Source organism: Sphingomonas sp. SP3, from assembly GCF_058514305.1.
This window is the reverse complement of the sequence record NZ_JBZSOE010000001.1, coordinates 1,361,282-1,376,679: the sequence shown is the minus strand read 5'-3', so window position 1 is coordinate 1,376,679 and position 15,398 is coordinate 1,361,282. Positions and strand designations below refer to the sequence as shown.

At 65.0% G+C, this 15,398-nt stretch carries 12 protein-coding genes; 4 read left to right on the top strand and 8 right to left on the bottom strand.

Features of this window, described 5'->3' with window-relative positions; genetic code table 11:
- Position 1: 1 nt before the first annotated feature.
- From AC4K8G_RS07175 to AC4K8G_RS07165, 3 genes are read right to left on the bottom strand one after another with little or no spacing between them, the layout of a single operon-like run.
- Positions 2-409, bottom strand: a complete 408-nt coding sequence (locus AC4K8G_RS07175; RefSeq protein ID WP_491733473.1) for a hypothetical protein — start codon at positions 407-409, stop codon at positions 2-4.
- Between the two features lie 50 nt (positions 410-459).
- Entirely contained in the window at positions 460-1,182 is a 723-nt protein-coding gene (gene gloB, locus AC4K8G_RS07170; protein WP_491734431.1) for a hydroxyacylglutathione hydrolase, read from the bottom strand.
- The gene (locus tag AC4K8G_RS07165) at positions 1,182-1,598 is read right to left on the bottom strand and encodes a VOC family protein (RefSeq protein ID WP_491733472.1); all 417 of its coding nucleotides are present in this window, start codon (positions 1,596-1,598) and stop codon (positions 1,182-1,184) included. Before AC4K8G_RS07165 ends, gloB begins: the two co-directional genes overlap by 1 nt.
- A 112-nt stretch (positions 1,599-1,710) precedes the next feature.
- Between AC4K8G_RS07165 and AC4K8G_RS07160 the strand changes: the two genes are divergently transcribed.
- Positions 1,711-2,445, top strand: coding sequence for an SIMPL domain-containing protein (locus AC4K8G_RS07160; RefSeq protein ID WP_491733471.1), 735 nt, complete (start codon positions 1,711-1,713; stop codon positions 2,443-2,445).
- Here the strand turns inward: AC4K8G_RS07160 and AC4K8G_RS07155 are convergent.
- Genes AC4K8G_RS07155 through AC4K8G_RS07145 form a run of 3 tightly spaced genes read right to left on the bottom strand, consistent with a single transcriptional unit; the run spans position 2,442 to position 4,082 of the window.
- Positions 2,442-3,137, bottom strand: coding sequence for a tetratricopeptide repeat protein (locus AC4K8G_RS07155; RefSeq protein WP_491733470.1), 696 nt, complete (start codon positions 3,135-3,137; stop codon positions 2,442-2,444). The two genes, AC4K8G_RS07160 and AC4K8G_RS07155, sit on opposite strands and share 4 nt — an antisense overlap.
- The gene (locus AC4K8G_RS07150) at positions 3,134-3,832 is read right to left on the bottom strand and encodes an alpha/beta fold hydrolase (protein ID WP_491733469.1); all 699 of its coding nucleotides are present in this window, start codon (positions 3,830-3,832) and stop codon (positions 3,134-3,136) included. The genes AC4K8G_RS07155 and AC4K8G_RS07150 overlap by 4 nt, the downstream gene beginning before the upstream one ends.
- A gap of 34 nt (positions 3,833-3,866) precedes the next feature.
- Complete coding sequence (locus AC4K8G_RS07145; RefSeq protein ID WP_491733468.1) at positions 3,867-4,082, bottom strand: helix-turn-helix transcriptional regulator; 216 nt, start codon at positions 4,080-4,082, stop codon at positions 3,867-3,869.
- A 99-nt stretch (positions 4,083-4,181) separates the two neighbouring features.
- Here AC4K8G_RS07145 and thrS point away from each other — a divergent pair, with 99 nt between their 5' ends.
- The 3 genes from thrS (at position 4,182) to AC4K8G_RS07130 (ending at position 9,978) form a co-directional block, all read left to right on the top strand.
- Positions 4,182-6,206, top strand: a complete 2,025-nt coding sequence (gene thrS / locus AC4K8G_RS07140; RefSeq protein ID WP_491733467.1) for a threonine--tRNA ligase — start codon at positions 4,182-4,184, stop codon at positions 6,204-6,206.
- A gap of 157 nt (positions 6,207-6,363) precedes the next feature.
- Positions 6,364-6,867, top strand: coding sequence for a translation initiation factor IF-3 (infC, locus tag AC4K8G_RS07135; protein ID WP_491733466.1), 504 nt, complete (start codon positions 6,364-6,366; stop codon positions 6,865-6,867).
- Between the two features lie 150 nt (positions 6,868-7,017).
- The gene (locus tag AC4K8G_RS07130) at positions 7,018-9,978 is read left to right on the top strand and encodes a TonB-dependent receptor (protein ID WP_491733465.1); all 2,961 of its coding nucleotides are present in this window, start codon (positions 7,018-7,020) and stop codon (positions 9,976-9,978) included.
- Positions 9,979-10,029: 51 nt separating this feature from the next.
- Here AC4K8G_RS07130 and AC4K8G_RS07125 read toward each other — a convergent pair whose 3' ends face one another.
- The gene (locus AC4K8G_RS07125) at positions 10,030-12,732 is read right to left on the bottom strand and encodes a [protein-PII] uridylyltransferase (protein WP_491733464.1); all 2,703 of its coding nucleotides are present in this window, start codon (positions 12,730-12,732) and stop codon (positions 10,030-10,032) included.
- Positions 12,729-15,329 (bottom strand): DNA mismatch repair protein MutS, encoded by a 2,601-nt coding sequence (gene mutS, locus AC4K8G_RS07120; RefSeq protein WP_491733463.1) that lies wholly within the window; start codon positions 15,327-15,329, stop codon positions 12,729-12,731. The genes AC4K8G_RS07125 and mutS overlap by 4 nt, the downstream gene beginning before the upstream one ends.
- Positions 15,330-15,398: the final 69 nt, after the last annotated feature.

Here is a 15,398-nt window from a genome sequence, read left to right as displayed (position 1 = left end):
CCTAGCCCGCCGTGTAGGGGATGAAGTCGCCGATCACGCAGCTGCCGACGGTGAAGCCGGAGTGAGTGTCAACGACGGTAGCGATGTCGCCGTGGCACAGGCCCGACGCCCCGAGTTGCTTTGTCACCAGCGCGTAGCCCGGCTGCCCGAGCATGTTGCACCCGCCGGCGAAATGCCCGAGGACGACCCGGTTGCCGCTCTGACGGAAGATGACCGTGTCTTCGTCGATCACCCGCATATCGTCGGCACGAAAGGTTGGCATGCAGCTCATCGGCGGGCCGGCGACCTTGCCGGCAAGCAGGCGTTGATACTGGTCCTGGCCTTGCGCCGTGCGCATTGCCGGTGGCGGCGGAGCGGTCGAGCAGCCGGCGAGCGCAGCGCCGATCAGAAGGAGAGAGATGCTTCGCATTTTGGCCTCCTCACGAATTCCCTGTCCGCGCTGGGAGATGGCGCTTCAGTTCATGAACGGAAGCTGTCTTTCTCCGCCCTTAAACGCGCGAACTCTTCCACCTTTGTAGCTCGAACGAAGACATTGGTTTCACGTTCCTGCGCGACGGTGGTCGGAAGGGTGATGGCGCCGGCATCGCGCAGCGCCTCCACCTCCTTCAGCCGGGCGGCGATTGCGGCATTGCCCGGCTCCGCGTGAATCGCGAAACGGGCGTTGGCGAGCGTATATTCGTGGCCGCAATAAAGCGCCGTTTTGCCCGGCAATGACACGAGCCGCTGGAGCGAATCGTGCATTTGCTCGGCGGTGCCTTCGAACAGCCGGCCGCAGCCCATTGCGAACAAGGTATCGCCGACAAAGGCGAGACGGGGATCGTCGAATATCAAGGCGATATGACCGAGCGTGTGGCCGGGGATTTCGATCACCCGGCCGACATGATCCCCGATGCGCAATTGGGAGCCTTCGGAAAGGGCCACATCGCGGCCCGGAATCTTCTCCGCTGCTGGACCGGACACGGTGCAGCCGGTCGCTTCCTTCATCGCGACATTGCCGCCCGAATGATCCCAATGGTGATGGGTGTTCCAGACCTGGCTGATGGTCCAACCGCGCCGCCCCGCCTCGGCCAAGGCAGGCCCGGCATCGCCCGGATCCACCACCGCCGTTTCGCCGCTTGGCGCATCGTGCACCAGCCAGATGTAATTATCGGTGAAGGCGGGGACCGCGACGATTTCGAGCATCACCACTCGCCCGTATTGGGCATCGACGCCCATGGCTCGGCCGGCGGGAGTGCGCCGCCTTTTTGAAGCAGCTCGACGGAGATTGAATCGGGCGATCGGACGAACGCCATATGGCCGTCGCGCGGTGGCCGGTTGATGGTCACGCCGGCCTTCATTAGCCGGTGGCACGTCTCGTATATATCGTCGACCTGGTAGGCGAGGTGGCCGAAGTTGCGGCCGCCCGAATAGCCGGCTTCGTCCCAATTGTAGGTGAGCTCGACTTCCCCGCCTTCGTCGCCCGGAACGCCGAGGAAAATGAGCGTGAAGCGACCCTTCTCGTTCTCCATCCGGCGGCGCTCCTCGAGGCCGAGGAGTTGAAAGAATGCAACAGTCGCTTCGGGATCGGAGACGCGGACCATCGAATGCAGAAATTTCATTTCATCTAACTCGATTCATCGCTATAAATGCACGGTTCGTCGTGGCAGTGACCGGCGATAGTGCTCGGTTGCCACTCTAGATATGCGGACGAACGCACGGGGTTTCCATCCCATGATCGAGAAGCTGCAGGACAGCCGCGCCGTCCTTTTGGGCGCGGTAGCGATATTTGCGATTGGTTTGACGACGAGTGGCTATGTGCTGGGCGACGGACTGAGGCGCGCTAAGATGGCGGAGCGGACGGTGAGCGTTCGCGGCGTTGCTGAGCGTGACGTGACCGCTAACCTTGCGACCTGGTCGGTCGATTTCTCTCACCAGGGCACCGATCTCGGCCCGGTCCAGTCGTCGGTCGATGAGCAGGCGCGCAACGTTCGCGCCTTCTTCCAGCGCGCCGGCTTTCGGCCCGACGAGATCGCTGACAGCGACGTCGGCCTCAGTCGCGAACGCCCCCGCGAGGGTGAGAGCGGACCCGATCATCTGACCGTCCGCCGCTCGATCCAGCTGCGCACCAGCGATGTGATGAAGGCGCGCGCCGCTTATGCACGCCAGGCCGAGCTGCTTCGCGACGGCGTCGAGCTGTCGGGCACCAGCATCAGCTACACCTTCACGAAGCTCAACGATTTGAAGCCGGCAATGATTGCCGAGGCCAACCAAAATGCGCGGCGGAGCGCCGAGCAATTCGCCCGCGATAGCGGGGCGTCGGTCGGCCGGATCAAGTCGGCCAGCCAGGGTTATTTCTCGGTTGGCGCACGCGATGGCGAAGCGTGCGACGACTGCAGCTCCTCTGGCGGCAACTCCCCGTTCCAAAAGGTTCGGGTCGTCACGACGCTCGACTACGACCTCGGCTAATTCCTCGACGGGGCCGGATCGGCTTTCACGGTAAGCGGCGCGGGCAGCAGTGCGATGGCATCCCGCGCCGCCTTGCCGATCGGCCCGTGCGGGTCGCGTTCGGCCGCGCGCTGCCAGTAATCACGGGCGCCGATTTCGTCGCCCGTGAAGTGCGCCACATGTCCCGCCTCGAACAGGATGCTCGCGTCGGTCGGGGCCATGGACAGCGCCTTGTTGATTGCGGATTGGGCCGTCGCCGGGTCGTTCTCGCGAACCGCGAGCGCTGCCGAGAAATACCACAGGAACGGGTCGTCGGAGATCGTGGCCGAAGCCTCAGTGAGCTTGGCGCGCGCGGTCTTCAGGTCACCTTGCGCTTCGGCGGCGCGGGCGCGGTCAAGCAACGCTTCGCCATGCTGCTCGGCAACCAGGCCGGGAAGCGCGAGTGCCTTGTCGAGGTTGAGGGCGGCCTTGCCGGGCTGGCCGGCCGAAAGCCACATATTGCCCGCGGCGGCGAACAGGCGCGCCTTGCCGGGGTCACTGTCGGGAGAGGCGTTTGCCGCCTCCTCGAAGGATTGGGCGGCGGCCTCGTCGTTCCCTTGAGACTGTGCCTGGATCGCGCGGCAGATCAGCGCCTCGGGGGTGATGACTTCCGGGCATCGGTCCGCGGTAGGCGCGGCAGTGGCGAGAGCGACGGCGAGGACGACAGGAATCAAAGGGCAGGCTCCAACAGGTTCGCGACCGTGCGCAGGATTGTCTCGATCTCGCGCGGCTCGGACAGCCGATGGCCGCCGCCCTTGATGATGTTCAGCTGGACATCGGCTGAACGGAGCCTCGCCATGGCCTGCTTGGCGATGTCTACCGGCACATCAGTGTCCTGCTCGCCGTGGACCAGGCGGACCGGGCAGTCGATCGCGATTTCACCGTCGAGCAGGAGCAATTGCTGGCCCGATTCCCAGAACGCGCGGCTAAGGCCTTGGCGCTCGGCCGTACCTCCGTCGGCAAAGCCCCAATTGGTGAAGTCGGGTGCCGGCGCGATGCCGACCAGCGCCATCACGCGTTCGGGCCGGAGCAGCGCAAGGTGCAGCGCGATCCACCCGCCCATCGAGGATCCGACCAGGACGATCGGCCCCGCAACCAAGCGGTCGACCGCGGCCAGGGCTTCTTCGAGCCACAAGCCGAGCGTGCCCTCCGCGAATTCCCCCGGGCTCGAGCCTGTCCCGGAGTAGTCGAGGCGAAGCATTCCAAGGCCACGGCGCTCGGCAAAGGCGTCAAGCGCAAGCGCCTTGGCGCCTTCCATGTCGGACGCATAGCCGGGCAGGAAAACCAGGGTGGGCGATGCGCCGGGACGAAGCCGATAGGCGATCGGCCGGCCACCGACATCAATGAAGGCTATTTCGGGTGGGGCCATGAGTAGTCCCTCTACCGCTCACCCGGGCGCGGGCCTAGATCGCCTTCGAGCTGTGGCGCGACGGGGAAACGAACACTTCCTCGATCGCAAGGTCGAACAGCTCGGCGACGCGAAAAGCGAGCGGCAGCGAAGGATCGTACCTGCCCGTTTCGATGGCGATGACGCTCTGGCGCGACACTTCCAGCCGCTTGGCCAGGTCCTGCTGACTCCAGCCGCGGCGCCGTCGCAGATCGCGAAGCCTGTTCTCCATGACAAGTGTACTTTACATCAGGTGCTGGAATTGTCAATGTCGCTTGACTATATTGGGACTGTTGAGGCGTTTGGCCTCCCCCGCTAGAGCGCTCCTCAGATGACCAAGATGTTTAAAATCGCGCTTCCCGACGGTTCGGTGAAGGAAATGCCCGAAGGGTCGACCCCGGCGGACGTCGCTGCGGCGATCGGCCCGGGCCTCGCCAAGGCTGCGCTCGCCGCCAAGGTCGACGGCGAAGTGCGCGATATCATGCGCCCGTTCGAAGGCGACGCCAGCCTCGCGCTGATCACCTCGCGCGACGAGAAGGACGCGCTCGAATTGGTCCGTCACGATTTTGCGCACATCCTCGCCGAAGCGGTACAGAACCTATTCCCCGGCACGCAGATCACGTTTGGTCCCGCGACCGACGATGGTTTTTACTACGACTTCGCGCCGACCCTCGACCACGGCCCTTTCACCGAAGAAGAGCTGCCGGCGATCGAGGAGGAGATGCGGCGCATCATCGCGGCCGACAAGGCCTTGGTGCGCGAAGTATGGGACCGGGCACGGGTGCGCCAGTTCTTCATCGACCATGGTGAGACGTTCAAGGCCGAGTGGGTGATGGAGCTTCCCGAGGGCGAGCCTATCACCATGTACAAGACCGGCCATGGCGAGGCGGACTGGATCGACCTGTGCCGCGGCCCGCATCTCGCATCGACCGGCAAGCTCGACCCACAGGCGTTCAGGCTGACGCGCGTGTCCGGCGCCTACTGGCGCGGCGACCCCAAGAACCCGATGCTCTCGCGCATCTACGGGACCGCCTGGCTGAATAAGAAACAGCTCGACGCCTATCTCGTCCGGCTTGAGGAGGCCGCCAAGCGCGATCACCGCAAGATCGGACAGGAGATGGACCTGTTCCACCTCCAGGCCGAGGCGCATGGCAGCGTCTTCTGGCATCCCAACGGCTACGTCATCTGGCGCCAGCTCGAGGCGTACATCCGCCGCAAGCTCGACGCTGCAGGCTATCGCGAGATCAAGACTCCACAGCTGATGGATGCCCGGCTTTGGGAGCAGTCGGGCCACTGGGGCAAATATCGCGAGAACATGTTCGTGGTGCCGGACGAAATCCCCGGTACCGACGAGGACAAACCGATTCTGTCGGGCGGCGGTGACCTTATGGCGCTGAAGCCGATGAACTGCCCGGCGCACGTCCAGGTGTTCAAGCAGGGCATCACGTCTTACCGCGACCTGCCGCTAAGGCTAGCCGAATTCGGCTGCTGCCATCGGAATGAGCCGCACGGCGCGCTTCACGGCATCCTGCGCGTCCGCCAGTTCACGCAGGACGATGCGCATATCTTCTGCCGCGAAGACCAGCTGGTCGACGAGGTCCGGCAGTTCTGCGACCTGCTCGATGAAATGTACCGCGAGCTGGGATTCGACAGTTATGCGATCAAGCTCGCGCTTCGCCCCGACAAGAGGTTCGGCTCCGACGAGATGTGGGACTGGTCCGAGCAGAGCCTGCGCGACGCGGTCGCCGCGACCGGTCGCAACACGGAAGAATATGGCTGGGAAGAACTACCGGGCGAGGGCGCTTTTTACGCTCCCAAGCTCGAATTCCATCTGACCGATGCAATCGGGCGCACCTGGCAGGTGGGGACGATGCAGACTGACACCGTGCTGCCCGAGCGGCTCGACGCGAGCTACATCGGCGAAGACGGCCAGAAGCACAGGCCGATCATGCTTCATCGCGCGATCATCGGCACGTTCGAGCGCTTCATGGGCATCCTGATCGAACATTATGCGGGCAAGTTCCCGCTGTGGCTGGCGCCGGTGCAGGCGGTGGTCGCGACGATCGTGTCGGACGCCGACGGGTATGCAGAGGAAGTGGCCGCGAGGCTTTCGGCGGTGGGCATCCGTGTCGAGACCGATCTTCGTAACGAGAAGATCAACTACAAGGTGCGCGAGCACAGCCTGGCCAAGGTGCCGCTGCTGCTTGTCGTCGGGAAGCGCGAGGCCGAGGAAGGCACCGTCGCCCTCCGCCGCCTCGGCAGCGAAGATCATCAGAAGATGATGAGCCTCGATGACGCAGTCGCGATGATCGCCGCCGAAGCGATCGCGCCCGATCTCGCAAGTGCGGCGTCCTGACGCGACACAGCCACAGGCCGCTGCAAAAATAGGGTCGAATCCGCGCCGCACCTTTTCATCGGCGCTGCAAGCGCCTAACTCGCGCGCTGAACGAACATTTGGAGAAACCAAGATACCACCGCCCTATCCGCGCCGAGGAATGGCGCCCCCGCCGCCGATGAGCGGCCCCCGCTACAACGAGTTCATCCAGTCCCAGAAGGTGCGGGTGATCGACGAAAATGGCGAAAACCTGGGCGTGATGTTTACGCGCGAAGCCTTCGAGCAGGCGCAGGAGGTCGGGCTCGATCTCGTTGAGATTTCTCCCAATGCCGATCCGCCGGTCGCCAAGTTCCTCGACATTGGCCGCTATAAATATGAGGCCCAGAAGAAGGCCGCCGAGCAGCGCAAGAAGCAGAAGACGCAGGAGATCAAGGAGATCAAGATGCGTCCGAACATCGACGACCACGACTATGACACGAAGATGAAGAAGGTCTTCGAGTTCATCGAGGAAGGCGACAAGGTGAAGGTCACCATGCGCTTCCGCGGTCGTGAGATGGCGCATGGAGAGCTTGGCATGGCGGTGTTGCGCCGCGTGCAGGAGCAGACGGCAGACGTCGCCAAGGTTGAGGCGCATCCGCGGATGGAAGGCCGTCAGATGCTGATGGTGCTCGCGCCCAAGTAGGTTTCAAACCGCTTACTTACACTCGTGTTGCCAAATTGCTGCAGCAATGCGGCATTCTTATTGTCCGCACACTGCCGACTTCCGTTGATCACTGATCGGGATTAGCTTTCCGCCCGACGGGCGCTCGTCGCCTGATGGGGGAGAGAAATGATGAGTAAGTCCGCGTGGCTGCTTTCGGCGGCGATGATTGCGGTTCCCACGACTGCGTTCGCGCAACAGCCGAGCACTCAGCCAACCCAACCCGATACAACTCAGACGAATGCCACGCCGACCGAAGGGTCGACGTCGACCAACGCCGCGGTCGACAACCAGGCGCTCCAACAGCAACCGGTCGACACCGGCAACATCGTCATCACCGCGACGCGCCGTAATCAGGCTTTGTCGGACGTGCCGATGGCGGTCAGCGCTGTGACTGCGGACACGCTCCAGAACAGCGGTGCAACCGATATTCGCCAGCTCAACCAGCTGTCGCCCTCGCTATTGGTGTCTTCGACCACCTCGGAAGCAGGCGCGGCAGTTGCGCGCATTCGCGGCATTGGCACGGTCGGTGACAACCCCGGCCTCGAAGGCTCGGTCGCGACCTACATCGACGGCGTTTATCGCTCGCGTACCGGTGTCGCGCTGACCGAGCTCGGTCCGCTTGACCGGATCGAGGTCCTGCGCGGGCCACAGGGCACCTTGTTCGGACGCAATGCTTCGGCCGGCGTCATCTCGGTGATTACGGCGAAGCCACAGTTTACACCCTTTGTGTCCGGCGCGGCGAGCATCGGAAACTATGATTACCGGCGTTTCGAAGCGTCGGTGAACGGTCCCCTCGGAGAGACTGTCGCGGCGCGCCTGGACGGCGTCTATGTGAAGCGCGACGGCTTCATCAAGGACGTGATTTCCGGCCGGCACATCAACGACCGCGACCGCTACCTCCTTCGCGGCCAGGTCCTGTTCCAGCCGAATGACGACCTGTCCGTCCGCGTGATCGCGGATTATTCGCGGCAGAATGAAGAATGCTGCGCGGCGGTCTACCTCCCGGCGCATAATTACGTGGCAGGCACCGGGCAGACGCCGTCGTCGATCGCCACGCTCGAGCGCGCGCTCGGCGCCATCATCAATGACCATCCGTACGACCGCGAGACGTCCGTCACGCCTGGCCGCACATACCGCTCGGATGCCAAGGATGGCGGGATTTCGGCGGAGCTGAATTACGATTTCGGTGCCGCCAACCTGACGTCGATCACGGCCTACCGGACCAACAAGTTCATCGGCGGCGGTGACGTCGACTATAACAATCTCGACATCTTCTATCGCGCGGGCGACGGCGGCTACGGCGCGAAGTTCGACACGTTCACGCAGGAACTTCGCCTGCAGGGAACGACGATGAACGACCGGCTCGATTGGTTAGTCGGCGCGTTCTACGCCAACGAAGACCTGACCCGTAGGGACAACACCTCGATCGGCGCAGATGCCGACCTCTATTTCGGCTCCTTGGTCCGTGCGTCGAGCCCGGCGCTCGCGGCCTTCCCTGGCTACAACCACCTCAACCTGTTTGCGCAGGGATTCACGCTCAATCAGCTGACGACCAATCCGCTGCTAGCGGGGGTTCCCGCCGCCGCTTATCCGCTGGTGATCGGCGCGATCGCGGGTCAGGTCGCGGACACGGGGCTGTCGAACCGGACGACCGAGGATGTGTTCCGGCAGAAGGGCAACAATTATGCGCTCTTCACCCACAACATTTTCAAGATCACCGACCAGCTCTCGCTGACGCTCGGCGCGCGCTACACGATCGATCACAAGAAGCTTAGCGCAGACCTGACGAGCGCCAGCCAGTGCTCTGCTTATCGCGCCAACATTGCGCGGCTCCAGGCGCTCGCGGCCGCGGCTGCGGCCGACCCGGCGGGCAATGGCGGGCTCAACCCGGCGATTGCGGCGCTCGCGTCGGCACTCGCCAACCAGGTGCTGACTCCGATCGGCGCCGCCCCGTGTGTGCTCAACTCCATCAACGGCAACTTCTCGGGTGGAAGTGAGAAGGAGAACAAGTTCACCGGAACGGCGGTCCTCAGTTACAAGCCGACGGATCAGCTGCTGACCTACGCGAGCTTCTCGCGCGGCTACAAAGCGGGCGGCTTCAACCTCGATCGCGCCGGCCTGACCGCCGGAGCGGTCGATCTTCAGGACCTCCGCTTCAAGCCCGAGCTTGTCGACGCTTACGAGATCGGCGCGAAGTTCAACGGCCGCGGTATCGACGTCAATGTCGCGGTTTTCCTCGAGCAGTTCAAAAACTTCCAGCTGAACACCTTCAACGGCGTCAATTTCGTCGTCGAGAACATCAACAGCTGCTCGTCCGATCTCGGCGGGGCGGACACCGACAACAGCGGTGCACCGGTCGCTTGCGACGGGCACAAGCGGGCGGGCGTGACGTCCAAGGGCTTCGAGGTGGAAACCTTCTTCCGCCCGATTCCGGAGGTCAACGGATCGCTCGGCGTCACTTATGCCGACACGAAGTATCGCCACAATTTGATCGGGACCAATGGCAATGCCCTGATCCCGGCGCTGTTCCAGCTCCCGGGCCGGCAGATTTCCAACGCGCCGAAGTGGACGATGACCGGCTCGCTCGGCTGGACGCCGCCGATCGGCGGTAGCGGCATGCACGCGCTGTTCTACATCGATGGGCGCCATACGACGAAGTACAACACCGGTTCGGACCTCGACATCGAGAAGATGCAGAAAGCCTTCACGACGGTGAATGCGCGCGTCGGTCTGCGCGGGCCGGACGAGATGTGGAGCATCGAGGCCTGGGCCCAGAACCTGTTCAACGCCAAATACAAGCAGGTTGCCTTCGACTCCCCGCTGCAGGGCTCCTGCTCGCAACGTGGTGCGATCGCCGGCTTCTGCGCGGCACCGAATACGGGGGTCTCGACCGGCCTGTTCAACGCCTATCTCGGCGAGCCGAGGACCTACGGTTTGACCTTGCGCGGCAAGCTCGGCTTCGCTCGGCCGGCACCGGCGCCCTACGTTGCGCCGCCGGCTCCGCCGCCACCGCCGATGGTCGAGCAGGCGCCTCCGCCGCCTCCGCCACCCCCGCCGCCACCGCCGACGGAACGCGGCGAGCGCGGCTGATCCGGCTCACCTGAGAATGAGAAAGCCCCACCCAATGCGGTGGGGCTTTTTTTATGCGGCCTTTGCGCGCGTCTGGTCGCTCGCCGCGCGCAGAAGTGCCTCTCGAAGCCGCTCGGCGTCATCACCGTCGAGCTTCTTCCCGTCCGCGCGCGTCAGGTAGAAGACGTCGACTGCCCGCTCGCCGTAGGTGGCAATGTGCGCCGAGTGGATCCGGTGCCCGCAGGCGTGGATCGCCGATGCGAGTCCGGCGAGCAGCGCGGGCCGATCACGGGCATTCACTTCAACCACCGTAGTGCGGGTCGAAGCCCGCTCGGCTAGCACGACCGACGGCGCAACTTCGAATGCGCTGCCACCGCGGGGGCTGGACGCCGGGGGCAAAGCCGGTGCTTCCTCTTTGGTAAGCGCGGCTTCGACCGACCGGGCGAGGCGGCCTCGCAGGCGTCGATCCGAATAGGCCTGGCCGCGGCCATCAAGCACAAGGAGGTTGTCGAGCGCCATGCCGTCGCGCGTCGTGTGGATTCGCGCGTCGATGATGTTGGCCCCACCCGAGGCAAGGCCTGCGCAGATCCGGTAGAACAGGCCCTCGCGATCGGGGGTGAACACGCTGACTCGCGTGGCGCCGGTTTCCGGATCGTCCGCGACCACGACGCTCGGTCGGGCCTCACCGATCCGCGCCTCTGCCTCCGCAACCTGGCGGGCATTGGCAAGCTGCGATCCAAGCGGCTCGGCCAGCCAATAGCTGTCGGGAAGCCGTTTCGCGTGCGCCTTGGCCGCGCTGGCTTTCCAGCCAAGCGCCGCGGCAAGCTCTCTCTGTCGGTGCTGGACCAGCTCGGCTCGTCCGTGCTGCTTGTGCCCGAGCCGAAGCCGTTCTTCTGCCGCCTCGAACAGTGTCTTCAGAAGCATCCGCTTCCACTCGTTCCAGATACCGGGGCCGACCGCTCGTATGTCTACGACGGTAAGGATCAGGAGCAGGCGCAGCCGCTCCGGGCTTTGCACCTGATGGACGAAATCCTCGATCGTCTTCGGGTCGGCGAGATCGCGCTTGAACGCGGTCGACGACATCAAAAGGTGATAGCGGACGAGCCACGACACGGTTTCGGTCTCGGCCGGATCGAGCCCGAAGCGCGGACCGAGCTTCAGCGCGATTTCCGCGCCGATCACGCTATGATCGCCGCCCCGTCCCTTTGCGATGTCGTGGAGCAGTACCGCAACATAGAGGACGCGGCGCGATGCGATCTGCTTTTGGATGATTGCCGTCGATAACGGGTGATCGTCCTTGAGCTCGCCCCGTTCGATCGCGGCTAGCAGGCCGATCGCGCGGATCGAATGCTCGTCGACCGTATAATGGTGGTACATGTCGAACTGCATCTGCGCGACGACGCGGCCGAAGTCGGGAACGAACCGGCCGAACACGCCGGCCTCGTTCATCCACCGAAGCACCAGCTCGGGATGATGGAGGCAGGTCAGCACCTCCATGAACAAGGCGTTGCCGCGCGGATCCTCGCGAAGCTTGCGGTCGATCAGCACGGCGTCGCGCGTGGCTGCGCGCATGGCGCTGGGGTGGATTTCGAGCTGCTCGCGGGCCGCGACGGCGAATAGCTCGATTAGCCGTATCGGATCGGCGCGGAAGAAGTCCTCAGATGGAATGGCGATCCGGCCGCGGTCGAGCACAAAGCCGGCCAGCCGCTTGGGACGACGGCGGATCGTCGGCAGGGCGAAGCGAAAGCCCTTCCTGCCCAATTGCTCGTCGAGCTGCGCTAGGAACACCCCGGTCAGATCGCCGACCGTTTTCGCATTAAGGAAGTAGAATTGCATGAACCGCTCGACGGCGGATTTCCCCGGTCGGTCGGCGTAATGCATGATTTCGGCGATGCGCGGCTGATAGTCGAAATTGAGCCGCTCCTCGGGTCGCCCGGCCAGCAAATGCAGGTGGCATCGCACCGACCACAAGAAGCGCTCGGCGCGGTCGAACCGGCGGAATTCCGCGGCGGTGAACAGGCCGGCGCCGACGAGGTCGGCGGGGCGCTCAACGCCGTGCACATATTTGCCGATCCAATAGAGCGTGTGCAGATCGCGAAGCCCGCCCTTGCCGTCCTTGACGTTGGGCTCAACCACGTAGCGGCTGTCACCCACCTTTACGTGCCGCTCGTCGCGCTCGGCGAGCTTGGCCGCGACGAATTCGGCCGCGCCCCCTGTGACCACTTCCTTGCGGAATCGGGCCATGGCGGCGTCGAACAACCTCTCATCGCTCCACAACCATCGCGCCTCGAGGAAGGCGGTTCGGACCGTTATGTCCTTCTTTGCCAGTGCGATCAGCTCGGTGACGGAGCGGACCGAATGGCCGACCTTGAGTTTAAGGTCCCACAGCAGGTGGAAGATCGCTTCCGCGGCCTTCTCCTGTCCTGGGGTGGGCGCTGCCGCCGTCAGCACCATGAGGTCGAGATCGCTGAAGGGCGCCATCTCGCCTCGCCCGGTTCCGCCCAACCCGACCAAGGCGAGCCCGTCATTCTGCGGAGCGACGAACTCAAAGGCGATGCGCACCAGCTGGTCGTGGAGGAATGCCGTCGCCTGAGCGGCCGCACGGCCTCGCCCGGGATCCTCGGCCAGCCGACGCGCAATCTCGGCCCGGCCGCCGTCAAGCGCTTCGCGGAGGATCACGGAGGCCTTCGTTCCCTGATTCAGTGCAGCTAGACGGTCGGCGATGGCCCGGCGATCGATGACCGCGCGCTGGTTGTCGATGTCGTGAGAGCTCATGATCTGCGTTCGGCGGCGAGCCGCTTGAGCCTGTAAAGCTCCTCCAATGCCTCACGCGGGCTGAGGCTATCGGGATCGACCGCTTCGATCGCCACCAGCAGCGGGTCGGGCGCCTGCTCGGTCTCCGCCGAGGCCGCGAACAGCGGAAGATCATCGAGTCCGGCAGCGATCCCACCGGTCGCATCGCGGCCGGCCTCCAGCTTCGCGAGCACAGAGCGCGCTCGGGAAACGACGGCGGGCGGAAGCCCCGCCAGCTTGGCCACCGCGATGCCGTAACTACGATCCGCGGCGCCGTCCGCGAGCTCGTGGAGGAGCACGAGATCACCCTTCCATTCGCGCGCGCGAACATGGTGCAGCGATAGTGAATCGAGCCGGCCGGCGAGGCGCGTCAGCTCGTGGTAGTGCGTTGCGAACAAGGTCCTGCATTGCGCCTGGTCGTGCATCGCCTCCACCACCGCCCAGGCGATGGCCAAGCCGTCATAGGTCGAGGTGCCGCGCCCGATCTCGTCGAGGATCACCAGGCTTTGGGGCGTGGCCTGGGCCAGGATCGCGGCGGTCTCGACCATTTCGACCATGAAGGTCGACCGTCCCCGCGCGAGATTGTCCGATGCGCCGACCCTGCTGAACAGGCGGTCGACGATCCCGACCTTGGCGCGGGTCGCGGGGACGAAGCTTCCGGCCTGGGCGAGCACCGCGATCAGCGCCGCCTGGCGCAGGAAGGTCGACTTGCCGCCCATGTTTGGGCCGGTGATCAGCCACAGCCGGTCGTTTGGTCCGAGCGAAAGATCATTGGCGACGAAGCGCTCGCCGCTGTCGCGGAGCGCCGCCTCGACCACCGGATGGCGTCCGCCGTCGATTTCCAGGCATGGCTGATGGACCAGCGTCGGCATCGCCCAGCCGCCTTCGGCGGCGCGGTGGGCATGACTGGCGGCGACGTCGATCCGGGCGATTGCCTCGGCAGTCGCGGTGATCTGCGACGCTGAGGCGACCGCGAGCGCGCTCAACTCCTCGGCATGCGCGGCTTCCGCGGCGAGCGCGTGGCCGCCGGCCTCGATCACCCGGCTCGCTTCCTCGTGCAGCTCGGGTGAATTGAAACGAACGACGCCGGCGAGAGTCTGGCGGTGGGTGAACCCGCTGTCCGGAGTCATCAGCCGGTCGGCGTGCCTGGCCGATACCTCGACGTGGTAGCCAAGCACCGCATTGTGGCGGATCTTTAGCGAAGCGATCCCAGTCGCGTCGCGGTAACGCGCTTCAAGCGCTGCAATCGCGCGCCTGCCGTTGGAGGAGGAATCGCGCAATGCGTCGAGCGCCGCGTCATAGCCTTCGGCGATATAGCCGCCCTTCGAAGATTCGATTGGCGGCGATTCGACCAGGGCCGCGCGCAATCGGTCGATCAGCGCTGCGTGCCCGCCAAGGCGCGGCAGCAAGGCTTCGAGCAGCGCAGGCCTGTCGGCCTCACCTTCAAGCTCGGTCTTGAGTGCGGTGGCGGCGCCGAGTCCATCGCGGAGCAGAGCCAGGTCGCGCGGGCTTCCGCGTCCCGCCGCGAGACGCGCCAATGCGCGGGCAAAATCGGGCATGGCCTTCAGCGCCTGGCGCACCCGCTCGCGGCGGATCGTGTCCTCATGCAGCCACTGGGCGAGCGCCAGCCGCCCTTCGATCGCGACTTTGTCGGTCAGCGGCGCGGAAATGTCTTCGCACAACAAGCGGCGACCGGCGGCGGTCTGGCAGCGATCGATTTCGCCGAGCAGGCTTCCGGTGAGACTTCCTCCGACCGAGCGCGTGAGCTCGAGGCTTTCGCGAGTGGCGGCGTCGATCGCCATGTGACTCGCGCGCGCTAACCGCCGCGGCGCGTCGAGCAGGATTCCGGCGGCCTTCTGGGTCGCGTCGAGATAGACGAGCAGCCCGCCGGCCGCGGCCAGTTCCGCGCGCGATGGCGACCCGAGCCCCTCGAGCGTCGCAAGGCCGAAGCGAGCCTTGAGCGCGCGCTCGCCTGCCAGGCTATCGAACCCGCCTTTGCCCCCCGACGTGCGGATGCCCGGAATAGAGGATTCGGCGATGGTCTCGGCGGGCGACAGCCGCGCCAGCTCCGCCGCCAGCTCTCCCGGTCCACAGGCGACCAGCTCGAACCGGCCGGTCGAAATATCGCACGCCGCGATCGCCATATCGTCGCCCGCCCGGCCGATCGCCGCCAGCCAATTGGCCGCGGCCGATTCGAGCAAAGTCTCCTCGGTCAGGGTCCCCGGCGTGACCAGCCGGACGATTGCGCGGTCGACCAGGGCCTTGGAGCCGCGCGCCTTTCGGGCCTCCGCCGGGCTTTCGGTCTGCTCGGCGATGGCGACGCGATTGCCGCCCTTGATCAGCCGGGCGAGATAGGCCTCGGCCGAGTGGACCGGCACCCCGCACATCGGGATCGGCTCGCCGCCGTCGGTGCCGCGTTTCGTCAGCGCGATGTCGAGGCAAGCGGAGGCGATCTTCGCATCGTCGAAAAACAGCTCGAAGAAGTCGCCCATCCGATAAAAGAGCAACGCGTCGCCAGCCTCCTGTTTCAGACGTTTGTACTGCGCCATCATCGGGGTCGGGGCATCGGCTCGGGCCATGGTCGAAGCCTAGCGGTTAGGCCGCGCTCAATCGACTCCGGATTCGTCCCGCGCGTGACTCTTTGCGCG